We start from the raw sequence: 24,951 nt of genomic DNA on the forward strand, positions 1-24,951 counted from the left end.
CTCATAATCAGAGGGTCACTGGTTCGAGCCCAGTTGGGCCCACTCCAAAAAAAAGCCTCTTTACGTAATGTAGAGAGGCTTTTTTTAATGCTTTGACTGTTTTGAATGTAGGTTAAATATTTCGAACTCGCACAAAACTCGCACAAAATATTTCATCTATTTTATTCTCCGAATTTCTTATAAAGGATTAACCTGAAATTTTTGTTTCCTTTTCATTGCTCATCTTTTCCCTTTAAGTTTAACTATAATAATCTTTTTTAAGGAAAATTTACATCAAGCAATAAAACTATAGGTTGTATTCTATTTCTTCAACACCAAAGATTTTATCAATTTCTTGAAATAAATAAATAAAGTTTTTAAACTTTTCTTTGTCTTCAATATTCCTTATTTGTTTAGAAAACTCTGCTTTCTTCGACTTTTTATCAGATATTTTAAATATGCCATTTATTGGGGTTGCCTCTAGCATCCCGCTCTCTTTTAGTAATTCATCATCAAAATAATGCTCAATGGAAAAAAAGCTGAACTTCTGTTCTTTTTGAAAATAATTTTCTCTTACAGGTGGAATAGGTAATTTCATTCCATAAACATTCAATTCTTTATGCTTCTTGATTCTCTCATTTCCAGGCAAGTATTCAAATTTGGAATTTTGAAGACTACCTTTAAACTCTTTTATACCAGCTTCATCATTATCAAACAAACCAATTACTTTTTTATCCTTGGCTGTAGGTCCTAAATTAGAAATACATTTAGCTAACTCCCCGGCTCCGCCTTGTTCTTCATGTATAGGGTTTATCTCCCAATAGGGAACTGAATCGGTAAGAACCATAAATGCATGTTCTATTATTTGAACATCTGTTTTACCTTCCGTAATTAAAAGATATTCTCGGTCAGTAAAGATTCGATCATAAACTGAAAAGCGCAACCTTCCTACTGGAGAACTCAGATACAGCTCCTTCGCATTTTTGTTAAAGCCTACATGCTTTGATTTATTTGGTAAATGCTTATTGGGTAGTTTAAGCCCTTCTTTCAATTCATAAAGCTCCTTACTTCCAGAAATAGAAACTCCTATATCTAAAAGCCTTTCAAATAAAGGGTCATTAAGAATATTTGTATTTTCCACCAGTTCAGTGAGCCTAGATGTTATTCCAATTCTAGGACTAGAAAGAGTAAGAGCAATTGTAAAAAGTTTAAAAGCTACATTATAATTAAAGCTTGCCTTTGACATTTCCCCAGGCTCGGTAAGTTTTGGCAATAATTCATCGAAGGCTAGTTGTAAAGGTGCTTTTAAAGTTATAGAATTATGATTATCCATAAAAAACATAGTATTAATCATAATTGCCAAAGGTAGGTTGAGATTTTTAAAAAAATATTTCTCATCTGAAGATGATTTTTTCATCCACTCATAAAGCTCAAGAGAAAACTTTAAGGAATTAAGAACAGCATCCTTCCGTATTTTATCATCAGTCATGTATAAGGCCTGGAGTAAGTAACCTAATCCATGGATACTCTTGAAAAATTCTCCAGCTTTAGAGGATTGATTTGTTCTTTCAATAATCTTTAACAAGAAACCTTCCATCTGCTTGCTTCGGCCAGCGTAGAAAATGGAAGTATATTGCCAACTAGTTTCTAAAAAATTACTTACTAAATCATCTTCTAGTTCTCTTTGATGGATGAATATTTCCCTTGATGCGTAATATTCCATATAAGATTCATGCATAAACTTCACATACTTACCTTCCTGCAGAGATAGCATTCCAGTGTTCTCTATTATAAAAGTTAATGCTTCGGGTAGTTGGTCTAAATTAATTGTTCCCTTTATACCCTGGAAAAAACTAACAAAGAAGGATTGAAATTCTTCTGTTGTCATATAATTTCTTTCGCCTCTTCTTAATAGCTCTAATGCATAAACCGACAGAATCCGCTCGCGAAAATTAATGTCAAAAAATTCTAAATATGTGTCAGGTAGGCTCCTCCCTAACAAGAGATTATTAAAATTGTCATAAATATCTGTAATGGTAGCAGGAATTTCAAAATTATTTTCCTCATAAAGTATTGAAATAAGAGATAAGTTTAGTGGAGTTATAGGTAGACGTTGGATTATGTTATTTTCTTTTAAGGATTCTAATAAATTGTCTGCCTTATTTACATTGTTCTTAAAATACATTGAAACAAATCCTCGAATCTGCTGATCATTGAATCTCTCCACAGTGACCTCTTCACATTTCCCTATTGATTCTATTCCATTTATTGATGTATACTCAGTGTACCTTGTCGCTAGAAAAATCTTTTTGTTTCCATTTCCTAATTGTTTAATGTCAGAAATAATTTTGGATTGGTTTTTCTTATTAAAGTCATCAATTGAATCAATTAAAAAAACAAATTCATACTCAAGCGCCAGTGTTGAAATTGATTTACCACTGAAATTATTGACTAGCTTTTGTTCTAGTACTTTTAAAATATTTACAGGTTGCTCTATGTTTTCCCTACTTTCAATTAGATCTATGTTATTTATGTAAACCGGCAGATATTTCTTTCCTAAGGCTGATGTATTTGATTGGATAAAAGATAACCCTATTTGCTTAAGTAATCTCGTTTTTCCAATTCCTGGTTCCCCCTTAAGAATTACTGGGCTCTTTAAATCTTTTAATTTTTCAAGAGGTATCCTTATATGAGTCTTTTTAGAGGCCTCAAAGTCTTTAACTTTATGTGACAGCCTAGGTTCAATAAAAATATTTAAAAGCTTTTCGTGCGCTGCTTTAAACTGTTTTACCTTCTTGATAGACCAGTCATCATTAGCTTCACCTTCAAAAAGCTTTTCATATGCAATGAGATCTTGGTCACTGTGCCTCCAATATTCAGGAAAGAAATTATCTATCTTTTCTGCAAGAACTTCTCTACCCCAATATTGGATACTTATATTTTCAAAGCTCCTATTCAATTTTTCTTGAAATCCATTGGTAATGTTTTTTGAGGAAACTAAATAGAGGCCATTGTATTGCTTATGCTTTAATCTCTTTTGTAGTAGCTCTTCTATTGCCTTTAAATTCTCATAATTCTTCGATAAATGATCTGGAATACACAAAAAAAGCAAAGTTTGTGCTCCTAGAGGAGTATCAACATTTCCTTCAATTAAATTACCGGAAATCCTATCAGTTCCAATTTTAGATTGCTCTAAAACATTTATTAATATTTTAGATAAATCCTCTTGAGAATTGATTTTCTCTACTAAAGCTATTTTGTCGGTCCCCATGTTTTACAGTATATGATTTTTCCTGTTGATTGGTTTAATTTTGAATTTTCAGCACAACTTTCTTCACACTTCAGACCATTACTGGAAGGATACCAAAAAGTCCTTATTACCAAAAACTCAATTTTTCTTTAAAGTTAATAGGAAACAAAAATGATTAAACCAAAAACTAATACATGAATTAGAAGAAGGTTACCCATTCATTTTTAATTATTTTAATAATATTAAAAGTGTGTAAAGTTAGATATTCAAATTGATAACCCTGCACTCACCCCACCTCTGCATTGCCATTAATCTCATCAATAATACTGATCACTTTCGTTGCCAACGTATCATCGAATACGCCTAATATGCCCTGGTCGTGGATGTCGGTGAAGGGGGGCTCGAAGAGGAGGCTTTTGTCGATGGTGCCGTTTTTGGTGAGGTGGCTGATGATGTTGTTGACGAAAGTGATCTGGTCGGCGGAGAGCTTACCGGACTGGATGAAGTCGGCAAAGAGCTGATTTGCGGTGTGGATATCTAATCCTACAATGCTGCGGATAAATTTACCCAGGGGCTGCGACCCATAAGTTTCGCGAAAATCTTCCAGCTGGCCCCGCTCTTCTCCATCGAACAGGAGGCGCTGCAGCTCTTCCAGCTCCTCTTCGGTGATGGGCTGATTGGTGTTAAGTTTGCGGATGGTGAGGTGGTGCTGGTTTTCGCGGATGAAGCGCTCTACACGCTTTTTATACATCTCGCTGCCGTATGGGGTGGCTTCCTTTCCTTCTTCCACAATGAAGTCGGAATCCTGCAGGTCGGAATAGATGGGGGCTCTGCCGCTGCTCTCCAGGTATTGCACCAGCTCCCGGACTTCTTCCCGCACTTCTTCCATTTTTTTCTGCGTCAGCGCTTTGTAGAAGTCGGGGTTGCGCATATCTTCAATGAGGGGCTTTGCCTTTAGCACCTGCGGAATGGTATACTTGCCACTTAGCTGCTCCGCTATTTCAATCAGGTTCTCCTGGTATCGCTTTTCGGCGGATAACATCAGCAGGCGGGCCAGCTGCATTTTGACCATCATCAGGTCAAAACGGCGGGCAGTTTCGTTGATCGCTTCCGGCAGCGGAAGGTGGGCTAAATGTTCTTCGATGAGATGGACCGACTCGGCATCCAGATGGTTCCAGCGGGAGCGCACCTGGAATTCATCGACATAGCGCTGCTTCATGCCTACCTCAAACCTGTCGTTTTCCAGATCGGCAATGGCTGCATGTAGCTTGTCGAGCAGCTCATGCGAGAGGGCAAGGTTTTCTTCCTCTCCTGTTTCGGCCAGCAGGCGGCTGAGCTGCAGGCGGGCTTCAAATAACTGTTGACTGACGGGCTTTTGCTGTCCACTCTCCTTCCCTCTCTGGTTGACCTCGAAGAATTCGAAATTACCGCATACATCGAAGATCAGGAAGTGCGTTTTGGGTTGCTCCGGCCCGTACACATCCGGACAAAGGCGGGTGCCGCGACCAATCATCTGCCAGAATTTGGCGTAGGAACGTACGGGCTTAAAGAACACCAGGTTCAGCACACGCGGGGCATCAATGCCGGTATCCATCATGTCGACCGAAACGGCAATCTGCGGCAGGTTTTCCTTGTGCTCATCGCAGAACTGGTCGATCAGGCTTTGGGCATGGGAGACCTTATTGTGGATCATGGCCATAAAGCCGGTGCTGTAATGCGGGAAGCGCTCTTCGAAGCACTCGACAATGAATTTAGCGTGCAGCTGGTTGACAGCGAAAATAATGGTTCGGCCAATTTTATCGCCTCCTTCAATCTTCAACCCTTCCTTCATGAGGGCATCCAGCACCTTAAAGACGGTGTCTTTATTGAAGAGCCATTTGTTGAAGGCGGCATTACTGATTTCCTCCGGGAAAAGGCCGGTGCTCTTGTCTCCAAAGGTTTCTTCGTATTTCTCCTTTTCGGCTTCGGACAGTTCGTGGTAGCGGATCCCTTCCTGCAGGAATTTAGTGGTAACGGCTACGTTCTGGTAGGGATTAAGGTAACCGCCAGCGACGGCATCTTCCAGCTCAAAGGAAAAGGTAGGGTCGCCATCGCTGCAGCCGAAGAGGTTAAAGGTATTATGGTCGATGCTATCTTTTGGCGTAGCGGTAAGGCCGACAATCAGGCCATCGAAATATTCGAAAATGGCACCGAAACGGTTGTAGACCGAGCGGTGTGCTTCGTCTACAATAATGAGGTCGAAGTGGCCTACTCCATAAAAGCGTTCAAAGGAGGAGCGGGCACTGTCGATCCGGTTCATCATGCTCGGATAGGTGCTGAACACCAGCCGGGTAGTGTCGTTTTCCTTTTCTTTGGTGAGGTCGATGGAAGACAGCTCAGGCAGGTATTCACCAAAGCTGCGCTTCGCCTGGGTCACCAAAGCATTTCGGTCGGCCAGAAAGAGGATGCGTTTAGCCCAGTTATTCTTGAACAGCACTTCCACCAGGGCGGCGGCGGTACGGGTTTTGCCACTGCCGGTGGCCATTACGAGCAGTGCCTGCCGGTGATGCCCCCTTAGCTTTCCACTCCCCTGCTCTGTTACGGCAAAGGATTCACATACCCGCTGAATAGCTTCTATCTGGTAGGGCCTGCCGGCAATATGGGTATTCACCTGTGCCTGGCGGATATCTTTGCGAGTCTGGCGGCTCTGGATCATCCAGCGAAGCTCCTCTTTGGTATAGTAGCCGTGGACCTGCCGGGGAGCGCTGTAAAAGGTATCGTCCCACAGCTTAATATCATAGCCATTGGTATAGAAAATGACGGGGCGCTGACTATGCATCTGCTCCAGGACATTGGCATAGAGCCATGCCTGATGCCTTCCCTCCTCAATGTCGGCGGTGGCCCGCTTTGCTTCAATCACGGCCAGCGGCAGGCCATTGTCATCCCACAGCACATAATCGGCAAAACCATTTCCTTTGGGGTTATCGGTTGTTACTGGCATATGCTTTACCGGGTATTCCAGCTCCCGCCCTTCGGCCAGCTTAAACCAGCCTGCTTCCTGCAGGTCAATATCTATTAAATTACGACGGGTTTCCGCTTCTGTAAATTCACGACTGAGCGATCGTGCCCGCTCCTGTTTCTGTTGCTGCAGTTGCTGCTTTTCCTGCTCCTGCTGCCTTTTCAGTGCCTCAAACTGCTCCTGGTTTTCGCTGGCCAGGCGGCTCAGTTCTTCCTTTTCCCGTGCCAGTGCTGCTACCTGCGCCTCCAGCTCCTTTTGCACCCGCTCACTCTCGGCCTGTATTTCCTTAAGCTTCCGCTCCTGCTCCCCTGCTTTTGGAATAAAAATGTCGTCGAAGTGGCCCGGCAGTTCGGGTTCTGCTTCGCTGTATTTTAAGGCAAACCACTTTAAAAAGTCGAAGAGATAGCGGATACTGGTAAGGGCATCGGCAGCGCTCACTCTCTGGCCATAGTGGCTGGCATTATTACCTGTTTTCCTGACGATATCAAGCCCTTTCCTGAGCTGAAAGGGGACGAGGTTTTTAAAGTCAGGGGTATAGGTAAGGTTAGCTAAATCGGTATTGTAAGGCAGCTCCAGGTATTCCAGCTCATAGATGCGGTAGACAGTTTCTTCCATTGCCTGCCGGCAATAGCGGGCCGTGGAGACAGGCTCGGTTCGCACCCGCTCTTCTGCCCTCTTTACCTTTTGGTAGAGGCTGTTCCATTCGCTGTGTAAGAAGCTAAAGTTGCTCATTTATCTTTGTTAATTCAGAGGAGCTGGCTCTTCCCTGGCAATGGCATTTTCCATCCCCATGATACGCTCAAAATATAATAAATCAAACAGATTATACCTTTTTGTGAACTTCGATAAACCGGCTTTATGCTGTAGCACCCGCACCTCTAAATCGCTGGTGACGCCAATGTAAAGCGTCGTGCGGTTTTTGTTGCTCATGAAATAGACAAAACCTTGTTTTTCCATGGTCTTTGATGCTCCGCTGATGACCCCATTGTTTTCTTCAATCTTTCTTGAAACCTAATATTTCTTTTAACCTGTTTGCAAGCCCCTTCCTCGTAGCTTCAAAGATTGCAGCTAATTCCCTTTCCTCATTCTGCCCGTTGGCAAACAGTTCCCTATTTAAGATAGGTAACTGATAGGCTTTTATCTCCACCTCAACATTTTCTGCAAACTCGTCTTTAATCGTCATTTTCCCTTCCTGGGCTTGTTCATTCGTGATGGATTCCGGATAAAACAGGAATACCTCCTGTACCTTATACCTTACCGCATACGCCAGCATTTGGTACAAGTCCGGCTGTGAAATACCTTTCTTCGGATCCTTTTCATCCGTGTACACCATTTTGTATTTGGCATCTGCAATAACCCTTTTGCTTGCCAATTCAAGAAGCAGGTCTGGCTTTAGAGAAAAGTTCTCTTCCTGGTCAAGGTGAATGGAAGAGGATTGTGCAGTGGCCTTTACCTCTTCCAGCTCTTTGTCAATAAAGCCAAACAGGAAGTCTTCAAACACATATTCCATCGGAAGAAGGAAGGCAAAAAGCTGCAGATCATTTTTATAATTGAAGGAAACACAGCTCCTCAGAAAAAGCGTACAGTAATCCCTGACGGTTTCAAAGTCTGAGAACATAGGGTTAAACTGTATACTTTCACTCTCCTCTGGGGTGGCCCGTATATCGCTTACCTCATCGAAAATAAAGAGTATTTCTCTCAGGTACTTTTTATTCTCCAGGCTGGTGGTGGCATTGAACAAGAGGGTAGTTACATACTTGATAATCCGGTTAAACTTATTATCGAATATAAAAGCATCGTAGGTACAGTTCAGCTTATGCCACCTGCCTCTGGAGAGGTTTTCATTGATGTATTCGTTGATGTTCACCCTCCCTTTAATGAAAGATAATTCCCGGTTTACTTCTTCATACTGCTGGTAAATGGCATTGGATAAAAGCTGGCGGGTATATTTAGCAAAAAGATAGATTAAGACTTCAAAAAAGTCACTTTTTATGCTCCCCAGTGAGGTTTGATAATTGGGAAACTTTATTTTACGGCAATAGCTCAGCCACCAGAGAACGTGGTTCTGAATGGCATTTACATCCTGCTCCGTGTATTCCTTCTCCGCATGGTAAAATATCTTTGGCAGGAGGTTAATTTTATGCCCCTCAAAGTGGATAACCCCTACGTATTTGCTCGATTTGACTTCCCCACTTTTATGAAGAAACTGAAGAAACTGCTGTACCTCCACCTGCCGATCTTCCTGCTCAAAATAATATCCCGATTTCTCCCTACTATTCCAGACGGTATCAAGGAATTCTTCCAGCTGGGCGGACCAGCCAGGAATAGGTTCTTTATTCTGATATTCAAATAGGTTGATCAAGCTCTTCCGCTAATTTTAAGGGGCCACACATTTTCCGCCAGGGCCAGGCCTGCCGATTTTAAAATCCCCTTCACTTCTTTTTCATCATTCATAAAGTATTCCAGCAGCAGCGGAATTACCTTACGGTTCATTCGCTCCGCCAGGCCCTGCTTCTTATCCATAAAATAGGCGTGGCCTATCTGGAAGTCATGCCCTTTTAAGCTAATGATCTTTTCATTGATGCTTTTCAAGATATCGGCATCCGCTATTTCATGCCCTTCAATTTCATAGAGCGGATACATGGCTTCAAAATCAAATCTTCTGCGTAAGGCGATGTCCAGGAGTGCAATCGATTTGTCGGCAGTGTTCATGGTGCCAATAATGTAAAGATTGGAGGGCACTATAAATTCCTCCCCTGAAGGGAGACTGCACTTCAAGGGTATGGTACCATGGGAGCGCTTATCCGGCTCAATCAGGGTGATTAACTCACCAAACACCCTGGAGATATTAGCCCTGTTAATTTCATCAATGATGATAACATAGTTTTGCCTGCCACTCCGTTTTACATTTTGTTTACCATTTCGCAGAAGGATTTGCAGGAGCGGCTCGTAATAAGGTTGCAGGCCACTAATAATAATTTCATTTTCGCCTCGCTCATACATCTTTTGGAGAGTGGCAATGCTTAAAGTATGGACTGATTCCCCCTGCTGCTTTCGGAATTCTATAGATTTATTTGTTATTCCTGTGATGAAGAACTGGGCCTTTTTCATTTTTATAGGCATTTCAGCCACTTCACCCTCATTTAATGGACTGATAAATTCCTGGAAAACGGTATTAAAATCTCTCTTTGCTTTTTCTGGTTGTTCAGCCTCCACCATATTCAGCAAGGCCTTATCGGCGATGCGTTTGAACACGCCATCCTTTCGCTCAAAAGAGAGCCCCTGCCCATTTTCTGTATCTGGCCGCAGGCCTTGTATAAAGTCCTCGTAGCTGTAGTTTTGATGGAAGGTGATGAATTCAATTTTATCGCCAAGATTTTCATTAAAAATCCTTTGGGCTTCTGAGTAGTCGCTTATTTCCCGGCCTTCGACAATCTCTGCTGCTCTCAGGAGGGTGTGGTAGGTTTTGCCGGTGCCGGGAGGACCATAAAAAATAGTATTGAGTGGGTAGTCTATGGTGAGGGTAGACTTGTCATCATTCATGATTTCCATAAGCCATTCGTAGTACTTTTCATGTTCCGTCACCTCAGATGGATACTTCGTGATATCCGTTAGCGTTTTCAATACCAGCTTATGGCCAGCCTTCCAGTTTCCTTTCTTTAACCAGCTAACTTTTCGACACTTTTGGAAAGTTTCCCTGCTCTCGTCGTAATAATAGTCGGACGTAACTTCCCCGTAGCCAAGTAACTCGCTTGTGCCTTTCTTAACAATGATAATATCACCTTTGGCAATAGTGTTTTTGAAATTATAATTTGCAGCAGTATCATTTGTTTTGGCTCCATCTGTTTTCTCTAGCTCCTGGAGCTTTTTGGTGATTTCATCTTTGCTATGGTACTGGTTTAAATCACCGAGATAGTCCCATCCCAAACCCATAATCCCTTGCTCGTAGAATTCATCCCATTTCCCTGCTCCATCCCCAGGAGCATAAAGCCAGTACTTTTTTTCTAAAAAGTTATTAAATTCAATCCATTTATTCCATGGTGCACTATATCGATTATTATCTTTTCTGTTCAGCTTTTCCCATTCACCTTTATATTTATTTTCCAACCTTAGGTTGATTTCACTTATGTCTTTGCTATTCCAGATACATATATCAGAATCACATATGCCTTTTTCAACCAGCCACTTCTCGATCTTCGGCATCCACTTTAGGTATTCTTCAGCAGTTTTTGACTGCGCAAGCTTATTATGCAGGAAATTCCTGAAGTCATTTATTGTCTGCCGGTGATCACTTAAAGTAAGTAGCCGTTTAAAAGTATCTAAAGATAGCTCTCTTGAGATAACGCCCTGGGGATTGTCAAAGAATGAATATTGTAATGAATTTTCTTCCAGCCAGTAAGAATTTAAAATAATGTTCTTGATTAGTGGGGAATCAATTAGTTTATCAGAGTAAGATAAGGGCACTCTTAATGAATCCCCTCCAAAATTTGATGAACCTTTAGCATACAATCGAACTCGGTCCTCATTCTCCTTCATCAATATGGGAGCTTCCATTACTTCTCCAAAAGCACAAACCCGTGCCTCCCTTCCTGAAACCCACAGGACAAATCTATCGCCCGCCTGAATCTCGTTCTTGTGTTGCTTGTTTACAGTCCATGCCCCTGTATCATGGTCTCTTAACTCTGAAAGAATATCCCATGCATTTGGATTACAATGAAAAGCCCAGTACTTCATTTCTATCTTTATCTAAGCTGCTGATAAAACCGTTTTAATTTCTCGTCCAGCTAATACAATTAATTATGCCGCCCTCCGCTGCCAGCTCACTGGCTTCAATTCTTACTATATCTTTTTTGTACAGCTCCTTTAACTTCTCGGCGGCTACATTATCTTCTTTCTGACCAAATGCCGGCATAAGGATGCGGTCTTGCAGCTGGAGGAAGTTCAGGTAAATGCCTGCCGCATCTTTATCGCTGCTGTTTTCTGTAGCGGTATATGGAAGAGTATCCCATTGCAGACCGGCATTCCGCAGGGCCATCAGGAAAGCAAAGTACCATGCTTCTATTTGCCTGCCTTTGGCAGAGTTCTTCTTTTCCCTGATGAGCTTGTGCGCCTGCTCCAGCTCGGGCTGCAGGTCATTAATAAGTACCCTGCCGGCATCGATAAAACGCACCAGACCATCGACATGGCCGGTGAAGTCGAAGGGGTATTGCGGTACGATGATGAGCTGGTCTACGGCTAAGGTATCCTTTAGAGCCTTTAGCAAATCTAACTCGTTTTTGTAATCATGGTTCTGCCGGTTATCTCTGAATACACGGTCGGAAACAATGGCTTTGCTGCCATGCAGTTCTACATTGCCGCCATCTAAAATGATATCAGAGTAGGTTACCTGGTCTTCAGTTAAACCGAGTTCTTTGTGCAGGGCTTTAGCATCTGGTATCCGTTCGCGCCACTTTTTAGTGTCCGTCATATAACCGGGAGCGTATTTGAACTGTACCAGTTGGCCGGCGGCATTCCTTACCGGCAGGTAATCGCGGCACCAGGGATTCTTTTTGTGGTGCTGGATTTCCCGCAGCTGCCCGTTCAGCTTCTCCTTTAGTTGCTGATACACCTGCTGACCGTAGGTTTTTCCCTGGCTGCTTTTATCGCTGGATAAGGCACTGGCAATGTAGATGGATTGATTCATGCCGGCTCCAAGGTTTGGGTTAGTTCACCTTTGAAAGCTCGTTGAAGGAGGCTGTTAAATAGTTCTTCGGATTTCTGAAGGCTTTCCTCTGCCTGCTTTTTTTGTTCTTCAATAATATTGAGTCTTCGATAGTATAAATTTTGCAGCTCAAAAGGTGGCAACATAATTTCATAAGACCTGATATCATCGAAATTTAAGCCTGCTTTTACTCCACCTTTATTCAATATTTGAAATAGGGTTTGGCCTCCGCTTGTGGCAATATAAGCGCTAACATAATAGGGATTTACCTCGTCATTTAGCCTTAATATAGCCAAATGTTGATTAATGTGAGCTTTTGGGAAGGTAGGCGGGATGACAGCAGTTCTACCAAGGTCAGCGGTTATAGATAAAACCACATCACCTGCTTCTACTTTTGTTCTTTTGGATTCAGCACTTTCTGGAGCTTCTACAAATGTCAAATCATCTAACCTTAGCTGGTTATATCCTACGTTCTGAATCCTTAAGAATATATCTCCATTATCCGAGTAGTACTTTGACCATCCCCGTGAGCCACTGGTTAGGAAGCTTAAGATTCTGCTGAGTTCCTTTCTTTCCCAGCCCTTTGGATTTGTTACGGGGTCGCCAAACATGTTCAGAAAGAGGGATTGGATAAGCTCCTCGTATTTGGTGATAAGGGCTTTGTCTTTCTGGCGCAGGGCATCGGCCGCATCCAGTATAGCCGCTATTTTCTTTTGCTCCTCCAGGGGCGGGAGGGGGATTTCAATTTTAAGTAGGTCTGCTTTCGTTAAGCTTGGTAATGTGGTTGCCTTATTGTGCTTTAGAAAGTTATAGGTCAAACAAAAATAATAAAGATACTTAGAGTCTAAGTTGGTCTTTGCGCATAATCCAAATGCAGTATCTACATTCCAGAATTTCGTTTTAACGTAAATGGGATTGTTAATGGAGCCTTTGCGACCAATGATTGTAGTTCCTGCCTCACACAAATAATCATTCGCGTATCCCATGATTCCTCCACTCCCATAGATAGGGAAAGGCCCATTAGGGTCAGCAACGGCTTTTTGGTTTTTACCATTCTTAATAGTGAGAACTTCCTCCCAAGTTGATTTCTTCCATCTCATCCTAATAGCTCCTCCAAGGCTTTTAATGCTTCTTTCCTCTCGGCATCCAGCTGTTTAATTGCTGCAATAATATCCGCAGGGGCGGCATATTCCACTTCCTCGTACACCACCTTTTTGTAGCGGTTGATGCTCAGGTCCCAGTCATTGGCTTTAATTTCTTTGAAGGGCACCAGGAAACTCTTGTCTGTCCGCTTGCGGTTTGCCTCGCCCTCCATCTGGTGAAAGCGCTGCAGGATGTCAGGTATATCGTTTTCGGGTACCGGGCTGCGCTTATCATCCAGGCTGAAGCCATCGGCCTGCATATCGTAGAACCAAACATTATCTGTTCCGCCGCTGCCGGTTTTCGTGAAGAACAGGATGGCAGTACTTACTCCTGCATAGGGCTTAAATACGCCCGAAGGCATTTTAATTACCGCATCCAGCTTATGCTTTTCAATGATCTCCTGCCGGATTTGCTTATGGGCAGTACTGCTGCCGAAGAGCACCCCATCCGGCACAATTACCGCACAGCGGCCGCCGGTTTTGAGCATGCGGAGCATGAGGCCGAGGAAGAGGAGCTCGGTCTTTTTGGTCTTGACGGTTTTCAGCAGGGAGCTTTCCACGCTGTCATAGTCGAGGCTCCCTTTAAAAGGAGGATTGGCCAGAATTAGCGAGTATTTTTCCCGCTCCTCCGCATTACTTTCGCTGAGTGCATCTTTTCCTTTAAGCGTAGGGCTGTCGATGCCATGTAGCTGCAGGTTCATAGCGGCAATACGCAGCATGGTGCTGTCGAACTCCACGCCGGTAAACATGGCAGAATTGTAATGCTCGCGGAAGCTTTTATCGTGGAACCAGTCGGCCTGCTTTTCGTGCACATATTCCCCTGCCGCTACAAGGAAGCCGGCCGTCCCGCAGCTGGGGTCGCAGATGGTATCGTTGATCTTCGGCTCCACCATGTCCACCATCATTTTAATGATGTGGCGGGGGGTACGGAACTGTCCATTCGTGCCGGCAGAGGCAATTTTGGAGAGCAGGTATTCGTAGAGATCGCCCTTGGTATCGCGGTCCTCCATCTGGATTTTATCGATCATCTGCACCACCTGGTCGAGCAGGCGGGGCGTCGGGATCATAAAGGTCGCTCCTTTCATATACTGTGCAAAAACACCGGCATTCGCACCTAAGCTTTTCATATGGTCGAAGGCCGTAAGCCGCTCGCCGCTGTTGACTTCAATGCCTTTGGTGAAAAGGTCAAACATCACCTCCGGGTCCTTCTGCTTGAAGTGGCTCCAGCGCAGGGCTGCCTGTTCGGCAGTAAAGAAAGGGTGCTGCATCGGAATGCCCACCAGGTTCGCTTTCTTCTCTTCCAGCATCTGCCGCTCATCGAGGCGTCGCATAAAAAGCAGGTAAGTAAATTGCTCAATTACTGTTAAAGGATTACTGATTCCGCCTGTCCAGAAGGCATTCCATATTTTATCGACCTGGGATTTTAATTCGCCTGTTATCATCTGTGGATTATGTAGTTACCGCCCCTAATAGCGGAATTATCCTATTGAAAGCCTGTAAACAGCTTTTTTAGATGGTTAAACTAAGGCTTTTTGAGTTGGGAAGCAAGAAGGGAAAAGAGAATTGATGGATGGTGTTAAGCTATAAAGAGTGTCAAAATTTGACCATGACATATCCACCTCCCTCTTGAAAAATAACAGATTTTTAACCTGAATTGAATCGTTAAGATTAACGTTAATTAACGCCCGTTCTATTCATATGGTAGATTGGCTGCAACAAAAAAATTATTATGCATTATTCGGCCAGCCTTTCTTACTTCCTGGCAGCATAGCAGGCATCTTTAAAAGCCCGGACATCTTTGATAAAGCCTGATATTTCAGGAATAAGCATTTTCTTTTCATTTACCCGTAGCTTATCCAGAAAGGCATTTGAAAGGCGGTTTTTAGTCCATGCACCAATCATATTATGGTAGCCACCGCTCCCATTTAACAATTCATATTCTAAATAGCCTGATTTGAAAAATTCGGAAGACGCTGAAGAGAAGAATACTGCTTCATCCTGAGAAATTATTCCTGATAGGTAAACCTTATTCTCAACTTTATCAATCGCAAGGGTGAATTGGTTTGAACAAGCATTGATATTGAAACAACCATTTTTGAAATAAACACGAGCCTGCCCATTGGCATCATTGGCGATATAATTCTCCAGAGCAACCGCAAACTTTTCTTTGCTTAAATACAAATCATCTGCATCAGGCTTTTCTTTTACCTCGTTGGGAATGATGAAATCTCTCACAAACCTTTTTAGCTCCTCCAGCTCTTCCTGACTATCCAACTTACAACCAATTTCGATAGAATTACTGTTTGAACTTGACAAAAGATTCATGGAAGAAATGACACCATTTGTTTCATTAAAATAAAACTTCGCATGCAGGTTATTAATTAGTCTTGCGTTTATCCCGAGACTTTCAACCTCCTCCCAGCTTTTTACATTTTCTGGCTCATTTCTAACGAAAAAATCTATTCTTATACCACGCTTCCTAGCATTTTCAAGTTCATTAGCAATTCTTGCCCAGTGTTGAAAATTCACATATGGAGAAACGATAATAAGATATTGTTTAGCTTCATAGATTAGGTCCAGTATTTCTGTGCTAATCTTGTGGGGTTGCAGTATTTTCATTTATTCTCTTAGCAATAGGTAATGCCATTAATTAATTCGCTCTTTGTTACTTACCCTAACAAGCCAAAGACAACCAAATTATCCTCTCTTCTCCCTTCACGATTTAGAAATAATATCTAAAAATTGTTCGCCTAATTCATTCTTGGAATAAAAGAAAGGCATTGGTAGATTTCCTATACCACGCATAGCATCACTTCGGCCTGAAGCCATTTCATTTAGAAGGTTATTTGATGCCAATTTCTTAACACTCAATTTTACAACCTCCTTAGGCACCTCTCGCTCCTCAAAGAAGCTACATACTTCATGTATAGAAGTTGCATTTGATTTTTTATTCCCATAAATATGAGTAAAAACCGTTAAATCAAATGCCGTCAGCCCTTCCAGAATCTTCAGGTAATTCTCCATGTAATCCTGGTAAGTGAAATTGGTCGCCAACTTAACCAGCAGGTTCTTCCATCTTACTATCTTTTCACTATGAGATTCTGATGCCACTTGTTCGATAATCCAGTAGAATTGTTTTTCCAAACCTTTATTTCGCCCAATTTGCGACAAATCTTTTTGTTCCTCTAATAGCATCTTAAAGAACTCGTCAACATTATTTCGCTTAAAGGAAGAGTAGGATTGTAACAACAGAGTAACGGTCTGAATACCTAATCCGGTGTAAACTTCGATTTGCTTACTATCCATTAATGTATGGCTTTATTTATCCTCCAGAGTTACTACTGTTTTTTGTCCTTCCAGGTATCGCACCAGCGGAACTTTATACTGATCCAGGTAATCCTCCGTCTCCGTTACAATGTGCTCTGCAAATCGCCTCCGAAAGTCTGAATCCCGATGCAGTTGCTGGATGGTTTTCGCACTGCTCATATTAGCCGGGAAACCTTCAAAATGGCTATATTTAAACACATTGATCCACCAGTCTCCAAGAACCGCCTTGTTTTCCTTTAACCCCGCAAACTCTTTATCTTTTGCATGAGGATTCTTAATCCCAATAAAGAGCTGTCCTCCGAAGTGCCCCTGCCCACTGAAGCTCTCTATTCCGAAATACAATTGAGCACTTTCCTGACCCTGCGGCCGGAGGTGCAGGCTGGACCATTTCTCAGAGGCTGGTCTGGCTTCCTTTACCTGATAGGATTGGCTGAACTTTTCCTTCAGTAGGGCAAACACCTCCTGCCGGAACTGTTCTGCTGCTTTCTGGCCTGCCTTTACAAAATTGGCCTGGATAAAAGAAGCTTCCACATAGTGGTGGAGCATGGCATCCAATAATTCATTCTCTGATGTTCTGTCCATGGTATAGGTGAGTTTTCGGATCAATACAAGATATTGGCGTAGGCTTTCCCGCACTACAGGATGTTCAGCGGCCTCTTTGATACAGCCCTCCAGCCATTCGGTAATGTGCTCCTTATAGGAAAGAAGGAAATAGTCCTCTCCCGCAATCAAATTACCACAACTCTTCAGGGAGGGTTCGATGCCCTTTAAGGTCAGGTAGTACACTTTATTTCTTTCCTGTTGATGGTTGCAGTAGCGCTCCAGCTGGGCCGGCTGATCTGCTGCGTAGATCTTATTTTCCACCGAGATGATATTTCCCCTCCCGTCCCGGATATAAATATCTATCCTACCTCCGGTTTTTGCCTTATTATCCTTAAAGCCGATGTGTTTTTCAGTAGTTACGGAAGCCGTCCGTAAGTCCAGCTTCCATGTTTTCTGCTCCGTTTCCCTTTCGACAATTTCCAGAAAAATCTTCAGAAAGACAGCCCCAAGACCGTGGCTCCCTTTTGGGTTGAGGAGTTCGGTCAGAAAGGCGGAATGGGTTTCATTTTCCCTGCTTTCCATTTTCAGAATGGAAAAGACATTAAAGCGTTCTCCCTTCCACTTTTCCTTTTCTCTTTTGTGCTGGAGTATTCTTCCCGTGGTTTTTAGAAGCTGCCGAAGCTCTTTGTCTGTTATCATAATTCCTTTACTAATATCCTCTGGTTTACCTCAAATCCTTTATTTCATTTCTGCAACACGGGAAACAATAATCACTCCTGGGTAAAATTCGTTTCGATCCTCATATTCGTGAAATGCCATATTGCTAAGGTCTCTATGAGGTATCCATAAGCAGGACCAATTTGGTTTAGGATTCAAGCTCCTATGGATTAAATCATGCAGCTCAATAAGAGACTCTTCATTTTCAATTCCTTCAGCATCTTCAGGCACTTGCCTTGCTTCATAGATAGGAATAACCTGAATAGGTAGTGCCATATAGCCTCTGGAATCATAGGATACCTGGAGGTTTGCGGCACAATCTTTCGTTTGCTCATTTGCCTTTCCCCATCTATGGGAGGTTTTATCTGTTACAGATCGGCCACGGTAAGAGATGTAGCTATGCTTTAACTCAAGATAAAAGTCAACGTTCCTGTAGAAAGCCCAATAATCAATCCATCCGTAATTATTATAGCCCTGCTTTGTATTTTGCCGGTTGGTAGGAAGTTCCATTAGAAAAGCATTTGCAACTTTGGAAATGGCAGGGGCAAAAACAGAGTTCAGTTGCCGCTCCCGGAATGCAAAGGGTGTTTCGCCCACCAGATTCATATAGTGGCAGGAATGATCAATAAAGCTTTTTATAAGAGATTCTAAGAAATCTTTAGCCACCATCTGTCCATTAGCGCGTGGTATCTCATCAAGAATTCTATATTTCCCTTTAGATCGAATTGTTTTCATAAACTTTCAATAAACATTTATATAGTTTCTCTCTGCTGTATCGAAAGCTATACATGGAGCTTTTCTGCCTGATATCCTCAGTTGAACCGTTAAGATTAACGTTAATTAACGGTCACAACCAAATGTATACCACCGGAAGCAATTTCGAATCCTATATTGAATTGGTTCACCCATTTCTGAAAGAATCAATTAAAAGAATCGTTCGTTGGCAGTATAAGAGGCTTTTCCTTTCACTCTTACCCTTACATTCCTCTTTCTATTTTAGGACTTACTCCTAATTTAGCTGCAATTGAAAAATAGAGATCCAACTGATCAGGACCCAGCCCTTTTCTTTTTTCCACTCTTTCCAACAAATCCAGAGCAAACTTTCCTCTTTCATTGCTTAAACTGTATGAGTTGGATTCTAATATGTACCCAACAATTTCCTCTGCCTGCTCTCCTTCCAGTTCTGCCACATGCTTTAGAAAAAAGTCTTCTATAAAAGAAAGCGCTTCTCTCAGGTATTCTGTCTCCTGCTGTTGTTTATTGGCTTCTCGCACCACCTTCGCATAAAAGTCAATTGAAAGTCCATATGCCTGGTGCGGGCATAACCGATCAAGCGATTTGAGCAGCCTTTTGGTTTGCGCCGCCATTTCCTGTACACCTATTTCTTTATCAAAGAATTTGCTCTTGTCTGGATCCCAGTGATAGATGTTAAACCAAAGGAATTCGTACAGGTCGAACTCAATAAACCAATCAGACCGTTGTACCCCACCTAATTTGTGACCTTCCAAAAACCAACTGCTTTAACAGGTAGTAATAGCGAGAATCAGCGTCTATGGCTTTCCAGTCGAACTCCTCTTCCCGTTCACATTCATAGTTGAAGGAAGGGTCATCTTTTAAGGTATTGGTGAAATTTAAGAAGTTCAGGTAAAGGTGGTGGAAACCAGCATTTTCAGGAAAATAAACTTCACAGGCAGCTGAAACAGAAAACTTCTTTTCTATTATTTTTTGATAAATGTAAGACTGTATACTCAGCAAATCACCATACACTTTAATATTGGCCAGGTCGCTCAAATATTTTCTTTTAACCAGGTGAAAGGATTTAATAGCTGATTCTTCAAAATCGCAGTAGAGGTCCATTTCATTATCAAACCTTTTTGCCTGCTCATAAAAATGAATTAAATGATATTCATAAACTCCTTCAGGAGGTTCTAACTCGCACAATTCCTGAACATCCAGGTGCCCTTTCCTCACTTCCTCCTCAAGGTAGCGGCGAATTCCAAGCAAAGTTTTTAAGATAGAAGGTCTTCTTTTTTTATGGAAGTCACTTAAATAATCATAAGCCAATTTCCGAAATTTGATTTTCGCCAATTGATGCTTTTGTTCCGCACTGAGCTTTACCACAACAAAAAGCTTTAATTCCGCCTTTCGCTGGCGAGCCAGTAAAGGTTCCCAGTTTTCCTGTTCTTCCTTGCTCAGGAATAGCGCCTTCCATTCTTCTTTCGATAAAGCAGTGCTGTCTATCCCTTTTTCCTGGAGTTGCTCATAAAATAATGGCCAGTTCTCTTTTGTTGAAACAGTATATGGTATAGAATCACCATAGTAGGTTTCAAGTGCCTGAATAAGGATTTCTGCTCTTTCTTCCTGGAGCTCTTTGTTGTTTAAAAAGCTTCCTTCAACAGATGCCCATGCTCCTACCTCGGCTTTCTTTATCACATATAGGGTGTCATTTAAAAACTGAATGACCTTTTCCAGGTCTTCCTGCTGAAACTCTGCTTTATTCTTTTCAAAATAAAGATTAAACGTTCTGATTTTTTTAACCCCCTCCCTTGGCCTGTATGGATAGGGGGTCAGGCCAGAGTAAATTCTGCTAAAGTAATCTTTAAAATAACTATTCCTGTCAAATGGAAAGCAATCAGAATATTCTATATATGGAAGTTCATCAGTTACAGCAACAGCAGTAGTATCAAATACAAGCCTCGCAAATGCCTCATCCTTTCTATAAAAAGTGAAATGGAAAGGAGGATTTAGATTCTCCAATTTTCCAAAATTTATAGTGTAGGGAGCGTCTCTTGCACCACTTACCCTCCTTTTCCTCTTTAATGCTCTTCTAAAATTTCTTTTGTTAGTATTACCTTTTTCCTTTTCCTGAAACTGATAAAACAACTGGCTTCTGATTTCATCCCTCTCCACCAGAAAAGAGTTCCCCTCCGCCAAAGAAAGCTCAATTTTGTCTCTTCTTCTCCTCAACCCTTTCCCTAAGGCAGGCAGGTAACTGAATTTAAGAATTAGCTCTCCTTCGGCAAATGCTTTTTGATCAAGCTGAAAGCCTGTCCTGCTCAGGTTTTTAAAAAGTTCTTTATTTTTCCTTTCCTCCACATTTAATGGTTCCAGCTTCCATAGAAAGGATGGTCCCTGTGAAAAACCTTCCGTACCTATAGAAAGCAGGAAGATGAACAGTATTCCATAGTAGAAATTCTTCATAATACTGCTAAAAAGGAGTAAAGACTTTTACCCAACTATTTTACTTTTTCCTATTCTTCGATTTCCAACAACTCTCCCCTCCTGTTCAAAACCCTGACCTTCTATTATCCTGAGATCTACTCCATCCCAAACAGCTTCGCCACTTTTGAGTCGAAAGGTATTAAATTGCCACCTGGCGGAGGTAATATCTTCAATGATCTCCTCTACGAAAACTTTTTCATTTTTTATAATATCAGGTGGAATGAGGTAAGCTGCATAAGGGTTGGGAAAGGAAACCGGATAGTAAGAATAAAAAGGCACTACTCTTTCCCAATCCTCTCCATATACTTCTCCTACCCTTGTTCTACGGTCAGTAATGATCCTGATTTCTCCGGTTTTGCGGCATTGAACGATAGATAGCTGGTGCCTGATTTCCTCTGAAGGAACTACTTTCTTTACCAGAGGAAAAAAGCCATTTCGGGCAGCCTCATTTATTTCCTCTTCAGTTTTGGCTGTTTTTATCACCCGCAACTTGTTTTCATTTCTTTTCTGGATTATAGCGTCTATCATTCGTTCATTAGTTGAAGTCGAAAATTATGTTTTCTGAATCCATGTCTACCTTTACACACAGGCTTTCATCTTCCTTGACCATTTTAAATAAGACTTCTTCAGAAATCAGGTCAGTATCAAAAACCTTTTTATTACAAGACTCACAAGTTCGGGAGGTAGGGTTTTCATTTTTCTCCATCCCATCCCACTCAGCTTCCAAAGGACAATACAGTTTCTTTATCAGCCTGCCATCATTGGTAAACAACTCTTTAGTTTTAAGTCTGAAGATCATATCTGATAAGAGAGGGGCTATTTTCCAATTTGGTTAAACTTCGAGAGTAACTTCCTATTGAAAGGTATGGAAATAAGTCCCTCCTTTGCCAATTCATAATTCCATTCACTTATAAAGAGATCTTGGCCTTCCAAATCAAAAGTAAAACTGGCTACTTTAGGATACCTGTCTTTATAAACTTCATGCAAATCAAATCTGTATTTCATTGAGGATGAACTATTTTCCTTTTTATCGTATGGGCAAGACCATAAAATAAGGTCATAGTAGTAGCCACCATTGCTTTCTATTCTCTGCATTATTTTATGCCCACCAGTTTTCCTCAAAAACATTTCCGATGTCTCTATTATTTCGTAAACAATTCTTACATAATCATTTACCCTTTCCGGTTCACTATTAGATGAGGAATTGTGGCACAAAATAGTCCCAATAGTTTCTTCTTGGTTTGTTTTCTGTTCAGAATCTTGAGCAAGAATGGGGTTTTGAACAACAATGAAAAAAAACATCAAACAAAGGATAACTGAGGATCCTCTTTGAATCTTCCTAATATTTAAATTCTTACTCTTCATGAGTTTTAACAGTAGCATTGCAGGATTCTATTGGTCTTACTTTATTTCTTTACAACTGTAACTTGCAACCTCATCATTACCTTTAAATATTCTAAGGAATAATCCCGTGTTCTCTATTCTTTCTGCTAGAATACTTTTATCTAACTGGTAATTCCATTCTGAATTGGTAAAGGAATAGGATACTCCTCCTGAAGTTCCATGAAATATCCTCTTTCCATTAAATAAAACTAAATCGGGTTTTTCACTTATTCCTTTATTAATACTCCATGCAACATACCTTAAACTGTTATTCTCCAGCCTATCTATTCTTATTAGAAACTTACCCGTTTTACAAACTAAGATGTTTTCTTTCCACTGGTTTATACTGGGATGTATTAATCCTCTGCTTTCTTTAGTTAGGTGTTCTTTTAACTGAAGTTCTGAAGCTGAATGATGATTAATCGCAATAATTTTCCCGTCTTCGTTCAGCCACACTTCTCCATTTAGTAACCCAAACCCATTTGATCTATCAATAGTATTGTCAGTATTAAAAACAGTCGTGATTAGCTCAATTTTAAAGTCAGTGTCAAATAAAGTCGGGTAGTGCAAAATAAAGTTTTCCTTAGATTTTATATCCGGAATAGGGTTTTCTCTTCTCAGAGGGTATTCAATAAGATCAGCCAATTGTTGGACTTGATTGTTTCTTATCAAACTTACCAGTTCAGAGATTTGCTTAGTACGCCACGACGGTAGAGATGTGGATTCCTGAGCGAAAGCAAAAGATACTTTCAGAACCATTAGAATGGTTAGGAGTAATAATTTCTTCATGTGAACCTAAGCGTTATTTACAAAAGCAAAAGTCTGTTTAAGCAATCACTTTATTTTACTGATCTATTTTCTTCAACCTTCCTTTTACCTTTTTACCAAACCTTCCATCTCAACTACAGAATGGCAGCCAATACCCGTTTATCTATATTCATTAATAAAAAGCTCCATCTGACCCCATAAAACATTCTATCTTATAAGTTTTTGTGATACCCGTTGTTGACCTTAGCGATTAATGCTAATCCCCAAGATTCATTTTCTTTTACTGTTAGTTACATATACTCTCACAGGGTATTCCATCTTTATCTCTGTCCAGGCGTGTTAAACCACAATTCTCGAAATAAAACATAGCCTCCTCACAACTTACCATTTCACCACATGTTGTTTTGCCTTCACAGGTAAAGTCTTTTGGAACCTTAGCCTGCACCACTACAGGTGCCTTGGCTTTTGATTTTACACCTCGCCGCCATTCCCAAGGCGGCACCTGCTCAGAAATGGGGAGGCTCCATAACCCAAGCCCAGATTCCCTTGCTTGTTGTTCATCCAAAAGAAGCCTTTTATCCTGCATGTATTGCCTGTAAACCCATGCCATTCCATCCTGGACCATCTTCCGATTAACATGAACCTTCCCAAAATAAACATGCCCAACAAGTCTGCCGTAACGGTCAACATCAGCCTTTTGCACTCTTATCTCCTGCCCGAAAATCAAACTGGATAAAGCCTCTTTTGCTCTTTTCCCATATGGCTGGCTCCTCTCAGGAGTATCAACTTCTGCCAATCGAACTTTAATCTGCCGGTTTCCAGACGCAAGAAATGTAAAAGTATCTCCGTCAGATATAGCTACTACTCTTCCTGAATATTCCTGAGCCCAAACAGAATGATAAAACAGAATAAGCAGAAAAGTGAAAAGGGGTTTCATGCTTTATTGATTTAGCTGGTAAATAGGATAAGTAAGGAGTGTAAAGAATGTTAAAATAACCCCTTCTAACTACTTATAGCCCTCTGTATTACTTTTCCCTCCTATCATATCATTAATAATAATGAAGAACCTGTCCTTGTAAAGGCTTTTTCCTCCAGGCGAACAGAAAAAGACGCTGCTACATAAGTAGTGCTCTCCTCCTAATAAATATACTCTTCCAACCCAAGACGCTGGATATTAACTACAAAATTCAGGTTCGCTTCACCGATACCAGAAGTTGTAATCCCTACTACCTCACCATTCATATTAAATAAAGGGCCTCCACTGCTTCCATTCGTTATTTCGGCAGTGGTTTGTAATAAACTCTTTTGCTCCCGGTAAGCAGAAATGATTCCTTTTGAAAGAGTATGTTCCAAACCTTTAGGATTTCCTATGGCAAAAACATCTTCACCAACGGTCGGAATATAAGAAGCTACTTTTAAGGGGAATACTTTTTGCCCTTCTGTATCGACTTTAAAAATAACATAATCCAATTCTGACCGATGGCTTTGCTGGAGTATCTCCGTAACCCTGAACACAGAGCCATTATGCAATTTTACAAAGTGTTGACTATAGCCATCAAAAACATGCTGATTGCTAATCGCTATGCCGTTTCCTGAAATGAAAAAACCAGTTCCCTGGGAGCCACTATTCCCATCATTAGTTGAAAAGACTAAGAACACTCCCCTCCTATTGGCTTCGTACAACTTACTTAGTTGGACTTTACCTGCACTTTCAATCATTGTAGGAGAATTGGCATGCTTTGAGGCATTTTCTTCTTCTATAGGCTCTATATTACGGGAGGTTTGTTTTTTTTCTCTATGATTAGTGGGTTTCAGGTGATCATTCATTGCAGTGCCCCGGCGTATGGATTCCCTCCCAGATTTTGAGCAGCCAGCACAGCCACTAAGACTTAATAAACAGATAAACAGAAATATTTTATAC

General features: G+C 41.4%; 20 protein-coding genes. All 20 read right to left on the bottom strand.

Annotated elements, in window-relative coordinates; translation table 11 throughout:
• Nucleotides 1–286 precede the first annotated feature (286 nt).
• Complete coding sequence (locus tag F752_RS0117230) at nt 287–3,250, bottom strand: NACHT domain-containing protein (RefSeq protein WP_017732996.1); 2,964 nt, start codon at nt 3,248–3,250, stop codon at nt 287–289.
• A 265-nt stretch (nt 3,251–3,515) separates the two neighbouring features.
• Nucleotides 3,516–6,959 (bottom strand): type I restriction endonuclease subunit R, encoded by a 3,444-nt coding sequence (locus F752_RS0117235; RefSeq protein WP_017732997.1) that lies wholly within the window; start codon nt 6,957–6,959, stop codon nt 3,516–3,518.
• A 9-nt stretch (nt 6,960–6,968) separates the two neighbouring features.
• Complete coding sequence (locus F752_RS24465) at nt 6,969–7,184, bottom strand: GIY-YIG nuclease family protein (protein ID WP_017732998.1); 216 nt, start codon at nt 7,182–7,184, stop codon at nt 6,969–6,971.
• Between the two features lie 37 nt (nt 7,185–7,221).
• Nucleotides 7,222–8,589 (bottom strand): McrC family protein, encoded by a 1,368-nt coding sequence (locus F752_RS0117245; protein ID WP_017732999.1) that lies wholly within the window; start codon nt 8,587–8,589, stop codon nt 7,222–7,224.
• Entirely contained in the window at nt 8,586–10,961 is a 2,376-nt protein-coding gene (locus F752_RS26915) for an AAA family ATPase (protein ID WP_017733000.1), read from the bottom strand. Before F752_RS26915 ends, F752_RS0117245 begins: the two co-directional genes overlap by 4 nt.
• Before the next feature lie 34 nt (nt 10,962–10,995).
• Entirely contained in the window at nt 10,996–11,910 is a 915-nt protein-coding gene (locus tag F752_RS0117255; RefSeq protein ID WP_017733001.1) for an agmatine deiminase family protein, read from the bottom strand.
• Complete coding sequence (locus F752_RS25860) at nt 11,907–13,028, bottom strand: restriction endonuclease subunit S (protein ID WP_017733002.1); 1,122 nt, start codon at nt 13,026–13,028, stop codon at nt 11,907–11,909. The genes F752_RS0117255 and F752_RS25860 overlap by 4 nt, the downstream gene beginning before the upstream one ends.
• Complete coding sequence (locus F752_RS0117270; RefSeq protein ID WP_017733003.1) at nt 13,025–14,512, bottom strand: type I restriction-modification system subunit M; 1,488 nt, start codon at nt 14,510–14,512, stop codon at nt 13,025–13,027. Before F752_RS0117270 ends, F752_RS25860 begins: the two co-directional genes overlap by 4 nt.
• A 310-nt stretch (nt 14,513–14,822) precedes the next feature.
• Entirely contained in the window at nt 14,823–15,689 is an 867-nt protein-coding gene (locus tag F752_RS0117275) for a phospholipase D-like domain-containing protein (protein WP_017733004.1), read from the bottom strand.
• A gap of 96 nt (nt 15,690–15,785) precedes the next feature.
• The gene (locus tag F752_RS0117280) at nt 15,786–16,376 is read right to left on the bottom strand and encodes a hypothetical protein (protein WP_017733005.1); all 591 of its coding nucleotides are present in this window, start codon (nt 16,374–16,376) and stop codon (nt 15,786–15,788) included.
• Nucleotides 16,377–16,388: 12 nt separating this feature from the next.
• Nucleotides 16,389–17,639 (bottom strand): PDDEXK-like family protein, encoded by a 1,251-nt coding sequence (locus F752_RS25510; protein WP_017733006.1) that lies wholly within the window; start codon nt 17,637–17,639, stop codon nt 16,389–16,391.
• 39 nt (nt 17,640–17,678) lie between these two features.
• A complete protein-coding gene (locus F752_RS0117290) occupies nt 17,679–18,392 on the bottom strand; it encodes a hypothetical protein (protein ID WP_152425186.1) in 714 nt (237 codons plus the stop codon).
• A gap of 242 nt (nt 18,393–18,634) precedes the next feature.
• Nucleotides 18,635–19,165, bottom strand: a complete 531-nt coding sequence (locus tag F752_RS0117295; RefSeq protein ID WP_017733008.1) for a hypothetical protein — start codon at nt 19,163–19,165, stop codon at nt 18,635–18,637.
• Nucleotides 19,128–20,858, bottom strand: coding sequence for a hypothetical protein (locus F752_RS0117300; protein ID WP_017733009.1), 1,731 nt, complete (start codon nt 20,856–20,858; stop codon nt 19,128–19,130). Before F752_RS0117300 ends, F752_RS0117295 begins: the two co-directional genes overlap by 38 nt.
• A 27-nt stretch (nt 20,859–20,885) precedes the next feature.
• Complete coding sequence (locus tag F752_RS0117305; protein WP_017733010.1) at nt 20,886–21,407, bottom strand: hypothetical protein; 522 nt, start codon at nt 21,405–21,407, stop codon at nt 20,886–20,888.
• A gap of 7 nt (nt 21,408–21,414) precedes the next feature.
• Nucleotides 21,415–21,678 (bottom strand): hypothetical protein, encoded by a 264-nt coding sequence (locus tag F752_RS0117310; protein ID WP_017733011.1) that lies wholly within the window; start codon nt 21,676–21,678, stop codon nt 21,415–21,417.
• Between the two features lie 17 nt (nt 21,679–21,695).
• A complete protein-coding gene (locus F752_RS0117315) occupies nt 21,696–22,244 on the bottom strand; it encodes a hypothetical protein (RefSeq protein ID WP_152425187.1) in 549 nt (182 codons plus the stop codon).
• Between the two features lie 36 nt (nt 22,245–22,280).
• Nucleotides 22,281–23,051 (bottom strand): hypothetical protein, encoded by a 771-nt coding sequence (locus tag F752_RS0117320; RefSeq protein WP_017733013.1) that lies wholly within the window; start codon nt 23,049–23,051, stop codon nt 22,281–22,283.
• Between the two features lie 265 nt (nt 23,052–23,316).
• Nucleotides 23,317–23,967 (bottom strand): thermonuclease family protein, encoded by a 651-nt coding sequence (locus F752_RS0117325; protein WP_017733014.1) that lies wholly within the window; start codon nt 23,965–23,967, stop codon nt 23,317–23,319.
• 200 nt (nt 23,968–24,167) lie between these two features.
• Nucleotides 24,168–24,857 carry a S1C family serine protease gene (locus F752_RS24485; RefSeq protein ID WP_017733015.1) on the bottom strand — a complete coding sequence of 230 codons (690 nt, stop codon included), beginning with the start codon at nt 24,855–24,857 and terminating at the stop codon, nt 24,168–24,170.
• Nucleotides 24,858–24,951 lie beyond the last annotated feature (94 nt).

The organism is Nafulsella turpanensis ZLM-10, from assembly GCF_000346615.1.
Taxonomy (GTDB): domain Bacteria; phylum Bacteroidota; class Bacteroidia; order Cytophagales; family Cyclobacteriaceae; genus Nafulsella; species Nafulsella turpanensis.